This window comes from Spirulina sp. CCY15215 (assembly GCF_016888125.1).
GTDB lineage: Bacteria > Cyanobacteriota > Cyanobacteriia > Cyanobacteriales > Spirulinaceae > CCY15215.
Genome location: NZ_JACSWA010000568.1, coordinates 1 through 17,737 on the forward strand (window position 1 = coordinate 1; position 17,737 = coordinate 17,737).

Sequence of the window (17,737 nt, forward strand, 5' to 3'; positions counted from 1 at the left end):
TCAGTTGGATCTGGGGGATTTTTGTTCTCACTCTTGTGGGTTGGCGCTGGCTGTTGGTGAAATGGACAAAACCCAATCTTGTCCCCCTAGAAGAAGTCGTAACGCAACTTCAACATCCTTTAGAAGCCAGAGAAACAAGCCCAGAAGACCTCAAAAAAGCAGAAAACGCCCTACAGGATATCCTGCAACAAACCCGCCAAGATGCGCCGTTTTGGGAGGACTGGCCGACCTTCTGGCAAAGATGTCAAGAAATGGTCGCCGCGATCGCCCATATCTACCATCCTGAAGTTAAATATCCTCTCCTCAATATCTACATTCCTCAAGCCTACGGACTCATTCGCGGTACTGTAGATGACCTCGATCGCTGGATGCAGCAACTCTCTCCTGTCCTCGATCGCGTCTCCATCGGACAGGCTTACCAAGCCTATGAAATGTACCAAAAAGTAGAACCCTCTGCCCGCATTCTTGTTAAAGTCTGGAACTGGGGGCAATGGGTTTTAAATCCTGCTGTAGCTTTGGCACGACAGGTGAGCAAGTCTAGCACTAGCGAAGCAAATCAGCAACTCCTCGCCAACTTCGGGCAACTCCTGCGAGAGGCTGCTTTAAAAAATCTCTGCCAACAAGCGATCGCCCTCTACGGTAAGACAACCCCAACCAATCTCGATCTTAAACCCAAGGAAACCCAAACCCTACAAGAAATCCTCCAGCGATCGCAACCCGTCGAAAAAATTGCAGCTAAACCCCTCAATATTCTCCTAGTAGGTCGCACTGGAGCCGGAAAAAGTAGCTTAATTAACACTCTTTTTGCCAGCGATCGCGCCGAGGTGGATGTGTTACCCAGTACCGACAAAATTCAAAACTATCACTGGCAAACCCAAATGGGAGAAACTCTCACTTTATGGGATACTCCCGGTTACGAACAAAGCGATCGGGAAGATTTGCGAGAATTAGTCTTAGATTTTGCCACCACTGCCGACCTCGTTTTAGTGGTCACTCCCGCCCTCGATCCTGCCCTGCAAATGGATGCAGACTTCCTGCAAGAAATTAAAAATACTATTGCAGACTTACCCGCGATCGCCGTCGTTACCCAAGTCGATCGCCTGCGTCCCGTCCGCGAGTGGCAACCCCCCTACAATTGGCAAAACGGCCATCGTCCCAAAGAAAAAGCCATTCGCGGGGCAACGGAATATCGCCTCGAAAACTTGGGGGATTTTTGTGAAGGTGTATTCCCTTTAGTTACCCGCGCTGGCGATCGCCCTTCTTGGGGTGCAGATGTTCTTTCCATCGCCCTAATTGAAGCGATCGACCCCAGCAAACAAATTCGCCTCGCCCGTTTTTTGCGCGATCGCGAGACTAAAACCATCGCTGCGGCCAAAATTATCGATCGCTACAGTTTCCAAATGAAAACCACTCAAGGACTAACCGAATTACTCAAAAGCCCTATCCTACAATTCATTTCTACTCTCACGACAGGATCTCCAGCTTTAGCTTATTTACTGGCCGAACAAATTCCCATCGAACAATTACCCGTTGTAATTGGTAAACTCCAAATGGCTTACGATCTATTCTCCCTTTTTAATCTCGAAAATCCTAATACAAATAACTTTGATTTGCTTGCCCTCTGGCCGTTATTATTAGAGCAATCAATCTCCTCTGAAGAACGCATTCAAACCTCCAAAACGGCGAAGGCTTTAGGCTATGCCCTGGTAGAATATTGGCTACAACCTTTAAATATTGAACAACTCCGACGCAAATATGAAGAGTATTTACAACAATTCTAAGGTGCGCTAAAATAATCTAACGCACCTAAATAGCGTCAGTCCTATGAGTTGTAAAAAAAGCTCAATTGAGAATTTTCACTTCTGAATTTGCCAAATTTGTCGCAACCAAAGCCAACTCAGCAAACAACCGATCGCATAGTAGAAAAAATCTGCGGTGACAAAAGTTGTCCCGAGTAGCATTCTACCCGCAAAAGTAGCCCGAATAGCTTGCAACCAAGCCGGATGCCACAATTGTAGAAATTCTAAACAACAAGTGACAATAAATACTGAAATGGGAATTCTCCAAACGGCTTTTTTAGTGGGAAAAAAGATAAACAAGAACCAACACCAAGCCATCTCATAAAGAACATCGCCTAAATAATCGCTGACCCATTGCACCCCAATACCATGATAGAATTTGGTAGAGATGCCAATGGGAACAATAACGACCAAAGAGACAAAAGCAAGGAAACGAGGATTAAATCGCAGTTTTCTCAAGAGTATTTCAGAATGAGCGTTGTTATTGTTTTTCTATTTTGCAGGAAAGTGTGTCATTGTTGCCGTTGCGTTTAAGGTTAAATAACCATTTTCTAGCTCTAGCTTCTGAATTATTAAAGCAATACCTGTCATGCCAAAATTTCGCAGACTGAGAATATTTTCCAGTTCTCCCACGAGTATTTTAACTTGCTTGGCGGGAAAAGAAGCGTTAAGCGATCGCATTTCTAACGTGACCTTTTCTCCTTTTCCTTGGATCGTGGGTATTGCTGTTAAAATAACCCGATCTTGACTCTCTAGGATCGCTAATTCCCCATTTTTCGACAACTGACAAGATACCCGATCGCGCAATTGCAAACGATTTAAAGCGCGATCGAAGTCTTTCTCAGTCAGCACAAATTTTGCCGTTCCTTGAGTGGGTTGTTCTGATTAATTGCAACAACTTCAATTGAAAATGTGTTTACAGGAGCGCACATATTCCCACTCTGTTAGAATACCATTGTCAATGTCAAGAAGTCAAGTAAAAATCGAACAATTTTTGTTATTTTTTATTGGGTTTAATTGCTGCGATCGCGTCTGCTTTCTCCCACATTAAAAATTTGTTCTACGGTTAGGTTGAGTTCGGGAAAAGTATTAGAGACGATTGGGACTATGGCCTCGAAATTGTTCGATCTGAACTGAGTGACCTATTGCGATCGCTGAGGATGTTTCCCAATATTATTCATTTTGTAGGGAAGTGCGATCGAGAACAATAACATAAGGTTTGGTTTTGCTTGTATCATGGCGCGATCGCTTTTTTGGTTCTGTTTGTTCTTATTTTTGACAACTGTTTAATATGAAAAGAGCTTACAGGAGCGCACATATTCCCACTCTGTTAGAATACCATTGTCAATGTCAAGAAGTCAAGCAAAAAGCAAACAATTTTGAGAGAATGTTCTTTTCTTTTTGTTGCGATCGCGCTGAAAATATTCGAGGGATAGAATGGCTGGGAAATGCGATCGCATCTAACCTTACGAATTTAGTCTTTTTCAGAAAGATTCTTGTCTGATGATAAGTAATTCGATTCCCTGTCGGACTATCGAACTGGCAATTTGCCAACTCATTAACTGGTAATATTATTGGTTGATTTTGGGTAGATCAAGGCTTGAAATCGTTCGTCATCCCGAATACCGTCAAAATCTGGGTTGTGCCTTGCTTCACTTCGAGTAAAACGAGGTTTAATATCAATCGCTTTTTTTAGGTTATTAATTGCTGGTTCGATTTCTCCTTGTAGGGAATGATAACAGGCTTTAGCATAATAGACACTCTCATGTTTTGGATTTTGTTTAATCGCTTGTTCGCATTCAACAAGAGCTTCATCATATCGACCTGCTCTCGCTAAAATAATACCTCGATTAGCTTTATATAAGACTTCTTGAGGATCGAGATTAATTGCTTCATTGATAGCCTTAACAGCTTTCTCAAAATCTTTGAGTAAACTCAATGTTAATGCTTTAGTATTTAGCACACCGCTATTTTTAGGCTCGATTTCGTAAGCGCGATCGCAAGCAACAAGAGATTTTTCATATTGCTTCATATTACGAAATATATTGCCTCGATATGCCCAAGTATTAGCAGATTTAGGATCGATCTCAATAGCTTTTTGATAACTTTCTAGTGCTTCCTCATATCGCTCTAAACTGTTAAGTGCAATACCTTTACCCAAAAATGTTACTGAGTTATTTCCAAACTCTAATGCTTTGTTATAAAAATTTAGTGAATCTCTGTATTTTTCTACAGTTATTAATAGTAATCCAAGGGATGAAAAAAGAGCGAAAGTTAGTTTCGGACGGCATTGAGCTAAGAAATAGTTAATTTGGCTTTCTGCTTGCCAAATTAGATCAATCTTTTCCTTAGACCTATAGGAACGTAAAGATTTATACATCAGTCCCAAACACTTGCCTAAACCATTTTCTAAATCTCCTACATATCCCAGCAGGAATTGAAGAGATTGAAAAATCTCTTCTTCTGAAAAGATATTTTCATCTTCAAGTTTAAACTTATAGCTTTTAGAAAGCTGACTCAAAAAATGCCAGCCAAACTTAAAAATTATTGAAATATCTTTAAGAAAATTGCCAGTTAATCGAGGAAGAAAATATTTATTTTCTTCGTTTATTTCTGCATTAATGAAAGTAAAAGGAGCAATAAATATATCCGTTTTTTGCCAATAATTTGCAATAAAAATTTGTTCGATGTATTGCAGTAATCCTTCTTTTCTTTTACCAAAAAGACCATAATAGAGAGACTCAGAAATGAGTTCTCGCCACTCTTCGTCCTCATAAGGATCGGGTAAAAGATTTTGAGAATCATATAAATACTCTGCTTGCTTCTTAAAATAGCCAGCAAGTAAAGCATTCGTTTTCCAAAACTGGTTGCGATTGTCCTGAAAATAGGACTGGCGAAAAACATCTCGTGCGACATCATCCAAACGATAAAAACCTTTTCTAAATTCAACGAAATCCGATCGCGTCAACCACTTAAAGATACTCTCAATCTCATCTGTATCATATTTTAGGCTCAAGCTCTCATTGTTAAGCAAATATTGAATCATTGATAGATCGAACCACCGACAACAAGCCACCACTTGCAAAATCTTGCGCTGTTGGGAATTTGTCCCCTGTAATAGTAGATCGGCGATCGCCTGATTCCCCTTAGAAAAATCGAGTTCTTCCCCTTCCTCATGCTGTTTCCGAATCCAATCCAGATAATACGGCAATCCCTGAGTAATCTTGTAAATTTTGGCGATCTCACTACCTTTTTTAATGCCAATTTTCTCGAGATATTCTTTTGTTTCTTCCTTGCTAAACTTGTGAAGCGATACCTCATGCAGTAACTTTCGATCTTGGTTGAATTTGCGCCATCCCTCATCCACTTGCAGCGATCGCCGTCCTACCACCATCAGCCGCACTCGCGAAGAAGCTAAGGGGGTGTCTTCCACCAAATATTGCCAGAGCCATTGATTTAAGTAAGGTTGAACCTTCTCGTAAGTATCCAAAACAAGGACAAGCGATCGCTTTCTCCAATCAATTATTTGTATCAAACTCTCCGCAAAAGCCTGCGTTAATTTAGGGACAGGCTGCAACATAAGCGCCTGTAACTCGCCATTATCCTTCGTTGTAGGATGATTTCGCACTCGCTGCTGAATCCATTCTTGCACGCTCTCCATATCCTCCCCAATCGAAAACCCCGATTCTCCAAATTCAAAGGATTTCGGCTTTCTCGGAGTCGCAGTCAAATTGATAGGACTCAGCCAGATCGTTGTCTCAAACCAATTTCTAATCTTGTTTTCATCCTCGCGATCGTTCTTCTCACCATCCAGAGAATAGCAAGTCAACTGATAAAGCGCTTCCTCAAACTGTTTCTCCTTTTGAGCAAACGAATCCTCAACCTTATTTCCCCCAAGCGCGATCGCCTGTGCGTGCAAATGTCGCATCAATTTGAGAGGTGTTTCCACATGGGCAGTTTTCGCAAAACAAACCTCCAAAAAATCAACCTTACCTACATGAGCTTTCTGCAAGCGCCCCAGTAACGTTGTTTTTCCCACCCCACCAATACCGAAAATATTGAAAAGAAGCGGGTTTTGTTCGTCAGGTTGCGCGATCGCCCGATCAAAGCGATCGAGCAGCTTTTTCGCCTCCTTGCGTTGGATATAGTAGCGATCGGGTAATGGACGCGATCGCATCCGAGACGGACGACTCTCCTCAGCTTGAATTGCTTCCTCCGCTTCTTTTGCCGCTAATTTTGCCTTTTGTAATTCAGCCTTTAGTTTGTTAACTTTCTCGCGTTGATCATCCAGATCCGTCTTGTCATGTACTGGAATTGCTGACGGTGCATATCTTGCCACTTTTAGCTCTAATTCCTTCAGCGTTTTTTGATGAGCAACAAGTATCTCCTCAAGATTGGCGATTTCTTGTAAGTTGGCGCGATCATCCATTCTGTTCTCTGTTTCTCACTCTCTCTTCTAATTGTGCCACTTCCTTCCGTTTATCCTCTAGATCGAGTCGCAGATGAACGGGAATTTGCGCCTTACCATAACTTGCCACCTGTTCTTCTAGAATAGCAAGCGATCGCTTTGCCATTCTCAGTGCTGGACTCGCAACCTCCGAATCCGTCATTCCTCCAAGAGATTCCCGATCTTCAGGTATTTTAATCGTTTTTCCTCGTAGCTTTTGCCAATCGATCGGGGTCAACTGTAACCCCGCCAACGCAAACGCAGCAGCATTTCCGGCGGCAATTTGCTGGCGAGCTTTTTTATCCTCTCCTTTGTTACCATCAGCCCAATCGCAAATACTTTTAATGAGAATCCAATCCACCTTTTTATCCTGACAGGCAACATAAAGCCCCGCACCCTCCATTTCACCCCCGATCGCCTCTGACTCCAAGTCCCGCAATTGGTCGCGAAAATCCAAATTATCCACCAATTTCTCTCCCGTCAGCACCGTCCCAAAGCGCACCTTAGCACCGTCCCATTTCAACTCAGCACTCTTGAACAGATTAATCAGCCACGGCGAAGCGTGAGGTTTATCACCTCGCAAAATAATTTTAGGCTTGCCCTCTTGTGTGCCAACCCGTTGTAAACCATACAAGTGCAACTGCTCCGTAACTAAAATATCGCCGATCGCCTGCTTCTCCTCATCAACCCCAAAAGCAATCCCCACCATAATCACAGCAAGAGGCGAAAGATCCTCAATCCCTTTACCCACCGAGTCGCGAGAAGCACCCAAACCACCACTACCCATCTCAGATCGAGTGAGAAAAACTCGCGCCCCGTTGACTGTTCCCAAGTTAAAATACACGCGATCGCCGATGGATACTGGGGCAGCTTTGCGATCGCCAGTTTTCTCAAAAACTCGCATCACAGCACGACTTTCCACATCTGTTACCGTAACAATCAAAACATCAGCTTTAGAGGTCATATTGTTCTCATTTATACAAAAATTTGACTTAACCGCTTCATACGCTTTTCCTAGAACCGTATACCTATAGTTTTTTGACGATTTTAGATCACGAACAATTAAATTTTCATTAACTAAAGCATCTAACGTTCCTTCGGAAAAAACCGGAGGACGAGATTCTCCTTTATATTCTAAGATACTATATTCTAAGATACCGCTTCCATTAAAATGTGTGTAAAAAGAGAATTCTTCGGGTAAATTATCGTTGTGAATTTCTTGAACAATCCATGTTAACAATTGTTTTTGTTTTTCCGTAAGGTTATATATTGCCATTTTGAATAAATTTGAAAATCTAAGAAAATTAGAATTAAGGATGAGAGAAACTTGATAGTCACATGATACTCAATTGGAGATTTGTGCATTGACAATTATATCATAACTGCACTATCTTTTGCCTGAAGAAAATTGTAAATTTAAGTGCTATGCTCGATTAAACTCGAGATTATCTCAATCGAACTTTTCACGACCCTAATTAATGCCCAATTCCGCAAACTCTCGCCCCGGCTGGTCTTTAGACAAGCGCAACCCCGATCGCATTCGTGCTTTAATGCCCTTTTGGGGCTGGTTTTATCAATATTACTTTCGCGTACAGACGGAAGGATGGGAAGAGATTCCCGAGGAGCAATTCCTATTCGTTGGCTCTCATAATGGCGGACTGGCGGCACCGGATATGGTCATGACGATCTATGACTGGTTTCGACGCTTTGGCACCCAAAGATTGATTTACGGACTCAGCCACCAGAATCTCTGGAAAGTCAATCCTCCCTTGGCAGATTTGGCCATGGAAGTGGGATCGATCGCGGCTCATCCCAAAATGGCGATCGCAGCTATCAATCGCGGGGCAAGTCTTTTAGTCTATCCAGGGGGAGCAAAAGATGTTTTTCGCCCCCATCGCGATCGCCACAAAATCGAATTTGCCGGGCGAGTGGGCTTTATTAAACTAGCTTTACGAGAAAATCTCCCTATTGTTCCCATTGTCTCTCACGGGGCGCACGATACCTTAATTATTCTCGCAGATTTCTACGAACAGGTAAAAATATTGCATCAATGGGGGGTTCCTTGGCCATTTAATGTGGATCCGGAAGTTTTCCCCGTTTATCTCGGTTTACCTTGGGGAATATCGATCGGTCCTCTCCCCAATTTTCCCTTGCCCGTGCAGATCAAAACGCGAGTGTGTCCCCCCATCTATTTTCCTCGCTACGGACGGAAAGCAGCCCGCGATCGCGATTATGTCCGCACTTGTACTCAACAAGTGCAAACCCAAATGCAGCAACAACTCGATCGACTCTCGGCAGAATAAGGGAAAATCTCAATTAAATCTCAATTAAGGATTAGCGCCATTTCCGGCGGGGAATACTCGAGGCTGTTCGACTGACGTGCGGAAAGAAGCAACATCTTCGTTAAAATCAATGGGTAAGACCGCCACAACATTTTCATGGGGTCTGGGAATAATCACCCAAGATTCTAAAACCCCACCGTAAGCATTTTCTACGGCAGCAATTCCAGCATCCATTGAGGCTTTTACTTCAGAAACATCTCCGCGAATGTTAACGGTGAAGCGGGCGCTACCAACGCGAATATAACCGACAAGGGTAACTCGTCCCGCTTTTACCATTGCATCGGCTGCGGCCAGAACTCCTGGAAATCCTTTTGTTTCAAGCGATCCTACTGCCTGGGGCATTTTTGTTCTCCTAAGTCAATCTGTAAATTTAATTTGTAAACTCAATCTGTAAACTCAATTGGGATCGAGAGGGGGATCGGCGATCGCCAAACTCCAATTTATCATCGAAAGGGTTCGACGGCTTCAGTATATTCAAGAGGTAAAACCGCTACGACATTTTCGGGAGGATTAGGAACAACATAGTGAGTGATTACTTGGCCACCGTAAACATTTTTTGCAGCTTCAATTCCTGCTTCGTGAGCGCGTTCCACTTCTCCAACTTTACCGCGAATAGCGACGACAAAACGACCACTTTCGGCTTTATCGCACCAAACAACGGTAACTCTGGCTGCTTTTACCATTGCATCGGCAGCAGCTAATATAGCAGGAAATCCTAATGTTTCAATAACACTAACGGCTTCTGGCATAAGCGTTTTTTCAACTCAAAATTAAGAATGAGGCAGTTTTGTTATTGTACAGGATTTGGGTTGTAGAGAACTGAACAATTAAAAAACCTCTTCCAAGAAAGAGGTCTTAACAAAAAGAATCAAGTACGTGAGGTTTGGCAATTATCCACTAATTACCCATCGCTTTAGTATAAAACCAGCGCAATAGAGTTACTCCAGCAAGGAGTTTAATGATTTCCAAGCCCCAATAACTGATTTGCATTCCCATCATTGCAGCAGGAAAGGCACTCGTAGTGGGTTCAAAGAGATTTAATTGTAGTCCTAAACCGCTCATCTGTGGGGTCAAAATATAGGTATAAATGATGGCGATCGCAAATAAAACCCCAGATAAGATGATGGATAAACGATCTTGGCGCTCGGACAAATGATGATAATAATGAAGAACGAGAACGCTAACAATTGTTAAGGCCGCACACAATAATTCCATGCGGTTAAAAGCACCAAAAACAACGTAACCCATACTTGCAAAATCTGTTTGGCTCATCATTCCCGTTCTATATAGACTCGGAACAATGAGGGTATCGAGAACTAAGCTACTACTCAGCCAAAATCCTAAAACGAACATGACGGCAGTTTGCCAGTTTTTGCCAATTATTATTGAATGGCGATCGGGAAGAGAATTCACTGTTGTCTCCTTAAGTTCGATTGCTCTCTACATCTTCTAGGTTAACAGGCTCAGAACCTAAAAAACATCACAAAACATGAAGTAATTCAGCGATTTTGACCTCTCTTAGGGAGGTAAATATTGCACTTTTATTTTGTTTAAATAAGAAATGTTAAATTTACTTGCTTTTTGGTCTTAGAATTGGGCATATTCCCTTTCTCGATCGCCAGTTTTCCTTATGTCCTCTCTTTCTTTGTTTTCTCTTTACCACCTTATTGAAGGGGAATCCCTTTCTCCCTTTCCAGCCAGTATAGCAACTCTAGAGGCGATCGCCAGAGCATGGATCGATGTTTTGCGAGAGGAGCAAATTCAAGCCACGCTTTGGGTTTATCCGGCTTCTCTGCAAGGGTGGTGGGAGGCGATCGCCAACTATGAGGAAGGTTCGATTTATTATTGCAATCATGATGCTGGAGAAGTAAAAGATACAGTCTCCTTGACTTTACCTATCGATCCCCGAGAAGCATTTTTAGTGGTGAAATCCGAGGAAATTTGCGGTTTTCTGATTGCGCGATCGCAAAGTCAGAAAAGATTTTCTCTGTTGTGGGATTTTAAATCTACAACGGTTGAGAAAATTTTGCAAGCTCTCCAATTACAAATCGCAATTTCCCATCATACTCCCTCTGAACTGTTACAAAACGATACATTTTGTTGTCATTCCCAGAGTAATTCTCCGATCGTCACGCAGATTTTTCGCAAGCAAATGCAGTATCGAGAAGAAAATTCTCTCTTTTTAGGCGATCGCGAGTCTTTTAATGAAGTTTTTACCAGTCAGTTATTTCCCCGAGGAATTGAGGAACTAAAAACTACTCTTACTCATATCAAAACCGCATTGAGTTTGCTGGAATCTCCTCACCTCGATCGCGATCGCCATCATCGTTATTTAGAACTTCTCAAGCGGGAATACGATCGCCAAAATTCTTTAATTAACGGGATGCGATTGTTGCTTGAATTGGATCGTCATAAAGATTTTTCTCCCATACAACTAGAAAATTTAGTTCCAGGCATTGTTAGCACTTATCAACCCCTTGCAATGGAAAAGGGCATTCAATTGGGCTATACAATTCCAACCGGATTACCTTCTGTTTCTTGTCCTTCCCATTGGTTGCAACAAATTGTTATTGGTTTGCTGAATAATAGCTTACATTTTACGCCATCAGGGGGCAATATTTCTGTTATTGCTTCTTTGCAAGATGAATTTGTTCAGTTATTGTTTAAAGATACGGGGGTGGGAATTCCTCCTCATGAATTATCCCATATTTTTGAGGGATTTTATCAGGGACGAACTATAGTAGATAATAAGGTGATCGGGGCGGGATTAGGATTAACATTAGTACAACAATTAATCTTGCGGTGCGGTGGTTCAATTTCCGTCACCAGTCAAATCGGTAAAGGCTCAATTTTTAAAGTATTGTTACCAATAATAAACCCCTAATCATTATTATTCATGTTCTTGCTGATAAGCTAAATAAACCGCTTCTAAAAATTGCGTTGCTGTAATTCCTTCCGGCACATTTTCGAGGGCGATCGCCTCTTTTACCGCATAAGCAAGTTCTTTACTTTTGATGGCGATCGCTGACGGTAACATTTTCGGACGACGTTGTAAATAATTACGAATTGTTGTAAAATCATCCGGATGTAGTTGAGATAAATCCGCTTCTTGAATGAGTTGTGCTGATAATGCTTTTGCGGTATCGGAAACAAGAAAAGTTGCAGCAACAAGAGGACGTTCTTCTTGAATGACTAATGTGCCGGCAATAAAGTCACCAATCCTTTTTTCCTGCTTATTGAGAACGATAAAAAATACCCCCAGAAACATAATATCATCAAAAGGACGTAGCAAAGATCTCAGGGTTGCTTGAGGAAGTCGAGAGGGTTTTCCATTATCGCAAATGACGCGAATTTTCACAAAACGCTTTCCCGGTGTTTGACCTTGCCAAAGGGTTTCAAAAAAGACAAAATAGCCAACATAAATAATAAAAGTAACAAGAATTTGAATAGAAATTAGCCACAGTTCTAGATTATCTATATTTTCAATAAATTTCTCAAAAATATTAACAGCTTGAGTCGATACAATTGCCGATAAAATAAGAAAGAAAACCAAAAATAATCCCCAGATAATATAATCAATGAGAAGAGCATAAGCACGATTGCCAATTCCAGCTAAGGTAAATTGCAACTCCACACTTTCCGGCGTTTTAAGAGTAACCTGATTAAGAATACGCATTTTAACTATCAACTATCAACTCTCAACTATCAACTATAAATCTACCATGAAGAAAGGAATCCCCATTCTTCTGTTGGTTTCAAATCAGCTAAACTGGTTTCGTGCAAGAGAGCCTCATATTCTCCCGATTTATACCATTTTAAAAGTTCTGAGGTTCGCATCACTGCCCAAGGATACATTTCTTCATTCATAAAACTAAACATTTTGGACAATGCGTTGAAGCTATCAAAATCAGTTTCAAACTCCCGAGCCTGTTCGACAAAATCTTCAACTAATACAGGAGTAATATGGTGTTTGGAAATCCCTGCGGCTTGAATTAAACTGGTTATTGCGGCTCTGATATTCTGGCAAGTTAATAATCCAGCGCGATCGGCAGTCAATGTTGCCATCATGACCCAATTATATAAAGCAAATTGAATTCCACTGGTGGCTAACCCACTAATTCCCATCGTCGTGCGATTTAATAATGTTCCTAATGTTGGCAAAATTGTTGCAGTTTGGTGGTAAAGTAAATGCTGGCTTTTAATATGAGCGAGTTCGTGACCGAGGGTATATAGTAATTCTTCAGAGTCAAAAGAGTCGATCGCACTCATACTAAAACAAAGGATAGGTTTTTCGACACCAATGGTATAAGAGTCTCGCAAACCCTGAAATAAAAAAATCTCTGGGATGGTCAATATTTCAAGGATTTGGCAGGCTTTTATTAATGCTTGTTGAAGATCGGGAAAATTCCGAGGGGTAACTTTGAGATAACTGCCCGAATGCTGTACTCTGAGTTGGCGATCGATGCCATATTCATTGATTTTTTTAAAGAGTAACGAGATACCAGGCATTTTCTGTAACGATTCTAAGGCTTTGCGATCAAAAGGATGTTCGTAGGCATCTGCGGTTAATCCTGTTAAAATTTTTCTGTCTTGTTGAGAAGCAACAACAAGAGAATCTGCGATCGCAGTCTGAGAGTTCACAAGATCTAACACAGTGTCTAAATTGTTGTCTAAACTATAGTTTTCATTCATTACGAGGATAATTTTGGAAGAACCCTAAGTAAATTTTAAAGTAAATTCTAATCTATCATCCGCCAACTCATCCCGATCGTACCTTGCCAAGCTCCATACAGTCGAATATGAGTACATAAGCTCCTCTTTCTAGAGAGAAATTTGGGTACTCTTCCAGACAAAACGCGATCGCGGGTCGTAAAAAACTGATTCATCATCAAGTCTAATCAACTTTATAAGGAATTTGTTAGGATTGTCGCAGTTTTAATCTAACTTTGGTAGGCTAGAAAACGTTTAGGTTCAGAAACTAATGCCCCGAATAAGTAGCTTATGAAGACACATCGGGATCACCACCATTATCGCGTATTAGGATTGCAACCGGGTGCCTCTTGGGAAGAGGTCAAGCAAGCCTATAAAAATTTGGCTTTTATTTGGCACCCCGATCGGCAGCCTAAAGGCGATCGCCAGTTGCTAGAGGTTGCAGAAGAAAAACTCAAGGAAATTAATCAAGCGCGAGATTATCTGCGATCGGTTTCTCCTCAGCGTCACGTTAGTTCCTCCGATCGCCCTCAATCTTCTCGCGATCGCAATCCTTACCGCAGTTATAGCCCCTATTCTAAGAGCGATCGCCAAGACTATAAATCATATCAAGCCTATACTCCGCGCCATCGCAACGATAACAGTTATGCTTGTTACGAAAATAATAGTTACAGTACCCATCATAACTATCAACGCCAGGGAAATAGTTCTCCAGACAATCATTACAATAATCATCACAAAACTAGCGATGCTTCTCACAAAAAACCATTTTCCGAGCGATCGCCACAAGAAAAGTATAAAAGACCTACTTTTTCCGATTTTGTGGGAGCCGACTTACAAGGCGCGAATTTAAAGGAAAAAGACCTATCGGGCCGAAATTTACAAGCTGCCAATTTACAAGGAGCAGATTTAAGTGACGGTTTTTTACACGGAACCAACTTTGAAGGAGCAAATTTGCAGAATGCGAATTTATTTCGAGCCAATTTGTTACAAGCTAATCTCAAAGATGCCAATTTGGAAGGGGCAAATTTAATTGGTGCGGACTTAAGCGGTGCCGATTTACGCGGAGTTAATTTCAAGAATGCTAAAATGGGGACCGGCGATCGCTGGTTTGTTAAGCTCACAGGAGCAAATTTAACAGGAGCAATACTACCGGATGGAAGAGTTGTCGCTTAGTTTACTCTTTTCCCGTGAGCCAAAAATTCTTCGGGGCTCTGCCGATGGAAACCAAAGTAGTAGAGATTTCTAGCTTTGTCGTCATCTTGACTCCCAGTGGGGTTGCTTAATTTCAAATTCTTGTGATAGTCTAGTAGTTAGATCTAAAGAATTAAATCGGATCTAATATCAATTTAAAAAATATTCAGTTCAGTCTCACAGGAGAACTCTGTTCGATGGACTATTTAGACAAGGTTTTGGAAAAACTCAAAGAATGGGCGCGTCGTCTCGTGGAAACTCTTCTCGGACCAGAAATCGAACCCGAAGCTGAGTTAATTCCGATTCCTACGAACGATCGTCCCAGAAGATCTGCCAGATAATCTTAATGTTAAAGTTAATGTTAAAGTTAATGTTAAAGATTTTGTCAGAAATATTTGTCAGAAATATTTGTCAGAAATATTTGGCGGCGCACAAAGATCCATGCTAAGATCTATACTAAGATCGCACAGGGATCTGTGCAAATATTTTTGTGGGAAAATTTTCAACATTCCTTGCTTGAATAGCACTTAAACAGCACTTAAACAGCACTTAAACAGCATTGAGAGAATGGGTTCTAAAACTATAGATTTATTAAATATATTGGTTCTTAACGGTCCAAATTTGAATCTTTTGGGCCAGCGAGAACCAAGTTTTTATGGATTGGCAACTCTGGCTGAAATCGATGCTATGCTAGTTCGGGAAGCCGAAGCATTAGGGGTGAAGGTAGAATGCTACCAGTCTAACCATGAAGGGGCTTTAATCGATGCCATTCATCGTGCTGGAGAAGAGAAACAGGGATTGATAATCAATGCTGGGGCTTATACTCATACCAGTGTTGCGTTGCGAGATGCGATCGCCGGGGTTAAACTGCCTACTGTAGAAGTACATTTGAGCAATATTTATCAACGAGAAGAATTTCGCCATCATTCCTATATTGCCCCCATTGCGATCGGTCAGATTAGCGGCTTTGGTGCGAATAGTTATCGTTTAGGACTATTGGCGATCGTCGAGTATCTTCAGCAAAAATGAAAGATAATCATTGAGAAATCACAACCAACCTCGCAACCAATAAACAACAATCCCAATATACTCTCTTAAAGCCTGAGTTGTATTCGCCATGCGTTCGATACTCGGAATTAAACTCAACAGGAAAACCCACAAATTAAAATCTGTTTTGATGTTCAGATTTTCCGTTGTATAAAAATCAGTAGGTGCGGGAATAAAATCAATATTTTGGTGCTTGAAAATAAGATACGATCGCGCCATGTGCATTGCCGAAGTTACTAATAAAATGCGATCGAGTTTCTCTTTCTCTAAAATTTTCTTCACATTAACCGCATTCTGATAAGTATTGAGAGACTCCGTTTCCTCAATAATAGCCGATCGCGGCACCCCCAAAAATTCCAGCAACTGTGCCATATCTGCCGACTCGGGAGGGAATTTTTCTCCCCAACCGATGCGACCCCCCGCAACAATAATCAACGGTGCTTTCCCTTGTTTGTAGAGTTGTGCTGCATAAAGAAGGCGATCGCTTCCTTCTGTTACATCGACCATCGGACGAGGAGGAGTCGCAGGTTTAATACACCCCCCCAATACCACAATAGCATCGGCTTGAGGCAGTTCTTGGGAGGGAATATGCCGACCTTCCAGGGAATGAATAAGAAAAGCATTAACACTCGGATGACTGGCTATAATAATGATAATTAATGCCACGGCGATCGGTAAAGGAGTCCAGCGCGATCGCCGCCAAGAGAGAACAAAAGAAACAACTAAAAGAACGCAAGAGAGTCCTAAAGGATAGAAAAACAGAGGTAAAAATTTAGAGAGAAAAAGAAACATAATGAAATCTAAAAAGGAAATCTAGCTTGGGAAACAGAGAGCCTAGGAATGAATTGATCTTTAAAGTGCGCGGGGCGATCGGACAAGCACCAACAATGAAGGAGTTGGCCAAATCTAATGAATTAAAGGGAAAGGGACAGCGCGATCGCGGAACAAATGAAAAAAGATTATTGCGATCGCGCCCTGAAAACCCTTAAATAGGGAAAAATCCCTAGATCTATGCAAGCCAACAGTTCCAACACCAACATCTCCCTTCCCCCATTCTTGCAACCCGGAGATCTACTCAAGGTTGTCTCTCCCAGTGGCGGTTTAAAAGAACTCGATCGCCTACAAAGCGGAATGAAAATTTGGCGCGATCGCGGCTATCGTCTGGAATACAGCCAACATTGGGACACTCGTTACAGTTACCTCGCTGGAACCGACGCACAACGCCGTCAGAGCCTTGCTGAGGCATGGTTTGACCCAGAATGCAAGGGCATTCTTTGCGCCCGAGGGGGTTACGGAAGTATGCGCTTATTAGAACATTGGCACTGGCAAGAGGCAACAAAGTGGTTAATTGGCTTTTCCGATATTACCGGACTGTTGTGGAGTTTAATAGCGGAAAGAATGGGAGGGGGGGTTCATGCTCCTGTATTGACGACATTAGCAACAGAGCCAGAATGGTCGTTACAAAGACTTTTTGACCTAGTAGAAGGTCGTCCTCTCGCCGCGATCGCCGGACAGGGATGGGGAGGAGGAAAAACAACAGGAATTTTATTACCCGCAAATCTAACTGTTGCGACGCACTTACTCGGGACCGACTTGCAACCCCCGTTAGAGAATATTATTTTAGCCTTGGAAGATGTAACCGAAGCACCCTACCGCCTCGATCGCCAATTAACTCAATGGCGACTCCTGGGTGGGTTTAAAGGCGTTGTCGGCATCGCTTTGGGTCGTTTCAGTCAGTGTGAAGGGAATCCAGGAGATTGGACGGTAGAGGAAATGTTACGCGATCGCCTCTCGGATTTGGGTATTCCTATTGTTTCCGATCTCCCCTTTGGTCACGATGGAGTTAATGCAGCCCTTCCTGTGGGGATTATGGCGGAATTAGACGGCGATCGCGGTGTCCTCGCAATTCACCCATGAACTCTCAATTAGTTGGCGATCGCTCATATCAAGTTTGACCGTGACTAACATCACAGGTATTTTTGTGTCAAGTCACTGTTACAAAACTTTAAACTTTGTTATATTTATTTATAGAAAGGAACAAAAAACAAAAACACGAGGCATTCAGATGTACACCACCACCAACGAAAACGGCGTTCTCAACAACTACTCCAGCGAACCGGAAATGTATTACGCTCAGTATCCCAGTCCCGAACAGCAAGAACGCTATGCTCTTCAAGGCGCGATCGCTTTTCTCTTCG

Annotated in this window: 20 protein-coding genes; 10 read left to right on the forward strand and 10 right to left on the reverse strand. The window is 42.1% G+C overall.

From position 1 onward, the window contains the following. On the forward strand, window positions 1-1,781 hold a 1,781-nt coding region (locus JUI58_RS19715), incomplete at its 5' end, for a GTPase family protein (protein WP_204105522.1). A gap of 75 nt (window positions 1,782-1,856) precedes the next feature. Here the strand turns inward: JUI58_RS19715 and JUI58_RS19720 are convergent. Together JUI58_RS19720 and JUI58_RS19725 are read right to left on the reverse strand one after the other, a co-directional pair. After that, window positions 1,857-2,258, reverse strand: a complete 402-nt coding sequence (locus tag JUI58_RS19720) for a DUF2809 domain-containing protein (RefSeq protein ID WP_239121592.1) — start codon at window positions 2,256-2,258, stop codon at window positions 1,857-1,859. A gap of 33 nt (window positions 2,259-2,291) precedes the next feature. Next, a complete protein-coding gene (locus JUI58_RS19725; RefSeq protein WP_204105523.1) occupies window positions 2,292-2,651 on the reverse strand; it encodes a hypothetical protein in 360 nt (119 codons plus the stop codon). A gap of 439 nt (window positions 2,652-3,090) precedes the next feature. On the opposite strand from JUI58_RS19725, the gene JUI58_RS19730 reads away from it, so the two are divergent. After that, window positions 3,091-3,303, forward strand: a complete 213-nt coding sequence (locus JUI58_RS19730; RefSeq protein ID WP_204105524.1) for a hypothetical protein — start codon at window positions 3,091-3,093, stop codon at window positions 3,301-3,303. A gap of 54 nt (window positions 3,304-3,357) precedes the next feature. Here the strand turns inward: JUI58_RS19730 and JUI58_RS19735 are convergent, their stop codons facing one another. Both JUI58_RS19735 and JUI58_RS19740 read right to left on the reverse strand, forming a co-directional pair. Further along, entirely contained in the window at window positions 3,358-6,228 is a 2,871-nt protein-coding gene (locus JUI58_RS19735) for a tetratricopeptide repeat protein (protein ID WP_204105525.1), read from the reverse strand. After that, window positions 6,221-7,522 (reverse strand): hypothetical protein, encoded by a 1,302-nt coding sequence (locus JUI58_RS19740; protein WP_204105526.1) that lies wholly within the window; start codon window positions 7,520-7,522, stop codon window positions 6,221-6,223. Before JUI58_RS19740 ends, JUI58_RS19735 begins: the two co-directional genes overlap by 8 nt. Window positions 7,523-7,724: 202 nt before the next feature. On the opposite strand from JUI58_RS19740, the gene JUI58_RS19745 reads away from it, so the two are divergent. Continuing rightward, on the forward strand, window positions 7,725-8,549 hold the full coding sequence (locus tag JUI58_RS19745) for a lysophospholipid acyltransferase family protein (RefSeq protein ID WP_204105527.1): 825 nt from the start codon (window positions 7,725-7,727) through the stop codon (window positions 8,547-8,549). Window positions 8,550-8,573: 24 nt separating this feature from the next. On the opposite strand, the gene JUI58_RS19750 is transcribed toward JUI58_RS19745, so the two are convergent. The 3 genes from JUI58_RS19750 to JUI58_RS19760 form a co-directional block, all read right to left on the reverse strand. Continuing rightward, window positions 8,574-8,930, reverse strand: a complete 357-nt coding sequence (locus JUI58_RS19750) for a BMC domain-containing protein (protein ID WP_204105528.1) — start codon at window positions 8,928-8,930, stop codon at window positions 8,574-8,576. A gap of 101 nt (window positions 8,931-9,031) precedes the next feature. Beyond that, the gene (locus tag JUI58_RS19755; RefSeq protein WP_204105529.1) at window positions 9,032-9,337 is read right to left on the reverse strand and encodes a BMC domain-containing protein; all 306 of its coding nucleotides are present in this window, start codon (window positions 9,335-9,337) and stop codon (window positions 9,032-9,034) included. A gap of 148 nt (window positions 9,338-9,485) precedes the next feature. Further along, a complete protein-coding gene (locus JUI58_RS19760; protein WP_348539931.1) occupies window positions 9,486-10,001 on the reverse strand; it encodes a DUF4149 domain-containing protein in 516 nt (171 codons plus the stop codon). Between the two features lie 217 nt (window positions 10,002-10,218). Here JUI58_RS19760 and JUI58_RS19765 point away from each other — a divergent pair, with 217 nt between their 5' ends. Further along, the gene (locus tag JUI58_RS19765; protein ID WP_204105530.1) at window positions 10,219-11,472 is read left to right on the forward strand and encodes an ATP-binding protein; all 1,254 of its coding nucleotides are present in this window, start codon (window positions 10,219-10,221) and stop codon (window positions 11,470-11,472) included. A gap of 6 nt (window positions 11,473-11,478) precedes the next feature. Here JUI58_RS19765 and JUI58_RS19770 read toward each other — a convergent pair whose 3' ends face one another. Next, complete coding sequence (locus JUI58_RS19770) at window positions 11,479-12,264, reverse strand: RDD family protein (protein WP_204105531.1); 786 nt, start codon at window positions 12,262-12,264, stop codon at window positions 11,479-11,481. Window positions 12,265-12,305: 41 nt separating this feature from the next. After that, window positions 12,306-13,229: a M48 family metallopeptidase gene (locus JUI58_RS26705; RefSeq protein WP_204105532.1), complete on the reverse strand. Its 924-nt coding sequence runs from the start codon at window positions 13,227-13,229 to the stop codon at window positions 12,306-12,308. Window positions 13,230-13,589: 360 nt separating this feature from the next. On the opposite strand from JUI58_RS26705, the gene JUI58_RS19780 reads away from it, so the two are divergent. From JUI58_RS19780 to aroQ, 3 genes are all read left to right on the forward strand, one after another. Beyond that, complete coding sequence (locus JUI58_RS19780; RefSeq protein ID WP_204105533.1) at window positions 13,590-14,474, forward strand: pentapeptide repeat-containing protein; 885 nt, start codon at window positions 13,590-13,592, stop codon at window positions 14,472-14,474. Window positions 14,475-14,689: 215 nt separating this feature from the next. Beyond that, complete coding sequence (locus JUI58_RS19785) at window positions 14,690-14,833, forward strand: hypothetical protein (protein ID WP_204105534.1); 144 nt, start codon at window positions 14,690-14,692, stop codon at window positions 14,831-14,833. A gap of 226 nt (window positions 14,834-15,059) precedes the next feature. Beyond that, on the forward strand, window positions 15,060-15,521 hold the full coding sequence (aroQ, locus tag JUI58_RS19790; RefSeq protein WP_204105535.1) for a type II 3-dehydroquinate dehydratase: 462 nt from the start codon (window positions 15,060-15,062) through the stop codon (window positions 15,519-15,521). Between the two features lie 18 nt (window positions 15,522-15,539). Here the strand turns inward: aroQ and JUI58_RS19795 are convergent, their stop codons facing one another. Next, window positions 15,540-16,331, reverse strand: a complete 792-nt coding sequence (locus JUI58_RS19795; RefSeq protein ID WP_204105536.1) for a YdcF family protein — start codon at window positions 16,329-16,331, stop codon at window positions 15,540-15,542. Window positions 16,332-16,384: 53 nt separating this feature from the next. On the opposite strand from JUI58_RS19795, the gene JUI58_RS19800 reads away from it, so the two are divergent. The 3 genes from JUI58_RS19800 to JUI58_RS27120 form a co-directional block, all read left to right on the forward strand. Beyond that, window positions 16,385-16,528 (forward strand): hypothetical protein, encoded by a 144-nt coding sequence (locus tag JUI58_RS19800; RefSeq protein ID WP_204105537.1) that lies wholly within the window; start codon window positions 16,385-16,387, stop codon window positions 16,526-16,528. A 22-nt stretch (window positions 16,529-16,550) separates the two neighbouring features. Further along, window positions 16,551-17,456 carry an LD-carboxypeptidase gene (locus JUI58_RS19805; RefSeq protein ID WP_204105538.1) on the forward strand — a complete coding sequence of 302 codons (906 nt, stop codon included), beginning with the start codon at window positions 16,551-16,553 and terminating at the stop codon, window positions 17,454-17,456. A gap of 148 nt (window positions 17,457-17,604) precedes the next feature. Next, window positions 17,605-17,737, forward strand: a 133-nt coding sequence (locus JUI58_RS27120; protein ID WP_204105541.1) for a ssl1498 family light-harvesting-like protein, incomplete at its 3' end; no start/stop codon positions are given.

What these genes read in the sequence shown, in the direction of transcription:
- JUI58_RS19730 (WP_204105524.1), top strand. Translation starts at nt 3,091, where the DNA reads ATGAAAAGAGCTTACAGGAGCGCACATATTCCCACTCTGTTAGAATAC.
- JUI58_RS19735 (WP_204105525.1), bottom strand. Translation starts at nt 6,228, where the DNA reads ATGGATGATCGCGCCAACTTACAAGAAATCGCCAATCTTGAGGAGATA.
- JUI58_RS19740 (WP_204105526.1), bottom strand. Translation starts at nt 7,522, where the DNA reads ATGGCAATATATAACCTTACGGAAAAACAAAAACAATTGTTAACATGG.
- JUI58_RS19745 (WP_204105527.1), top strand. Translation starts at nt 7,725, where the DNA reads ATGCCCAATTCCGCAAACTCTCGCCCCGGCTGGTCTTTAGACAAGCGC.
- JUI58_RS19750 (WP_204105528.1), bottom strand. Translation starts at nt 8,930, where the DNA reads ATGCCCCAGGCAGTAGGATCGCTTGAAACAAAAGGATTTCCAGGAGTT.
- JUI58_RS19755 (WP_204105529.1), bottom strand. Translation starts at nt 9,337, where the DNA reads ATGCCAGAAGCCGTTAGTGTTATTGAAACATTAGGATTTCCTGCTATA.
- JUI58_RS19765 (WP_204105530.1), top strand. Translation starts at nt 10,219, where the DNA reads ATGTCCTCTCTTTCTTTGTTTTCTCTTTACCACCTTATTGAAGGGGAA.
- JUI58_RS19770 (WP_204105531.1), bottom strand. Translation starts at nt 12,264, where the DNA reads ATGCGTATTCTTAATCAGGTTACTCTTAAAACGCCGGAAAGTGTGGAG.
- JUI58_RS19780 (WP_204105533.1), top strand. Translation starts at nt 13,590, where the DNA reads ATGAAGACACATCGGGATCACCACCATTATCGCGTATTAGGATTGCAA.
- JUI58_RS19785 (WP_204105534.1), top strand. Translation starts at nt 14,690, where the DNA reads ATGGACTATTTAGACAAGGTTTTGGAAAAACTCAAAGAATGGGCGCGT.
- aroQ (WP_204105535.1), top strand. Translation starts at nt 15,060, where the DNA reads ATGGGTTCTAAAACTATAGATTTATTAAATATATTGGTTCTTAACGGT.
- JUI58_RS19795 (WP_204105536.1), bottom strand. Translation starts at nt 16,331, where the DNA reads ATGTTTCTTTTTCTCTCTAAATTTTTACCTCTGTTTTTCTATCCTTTA.
- JUI58_RS19805 (WP_204105538.1), top strand. Translation starts at nt 16,551, where the DNA reads ATGCAAGCCAACAGTTCCAACACCAACATCTCCCTTCCCCCATTCTTG.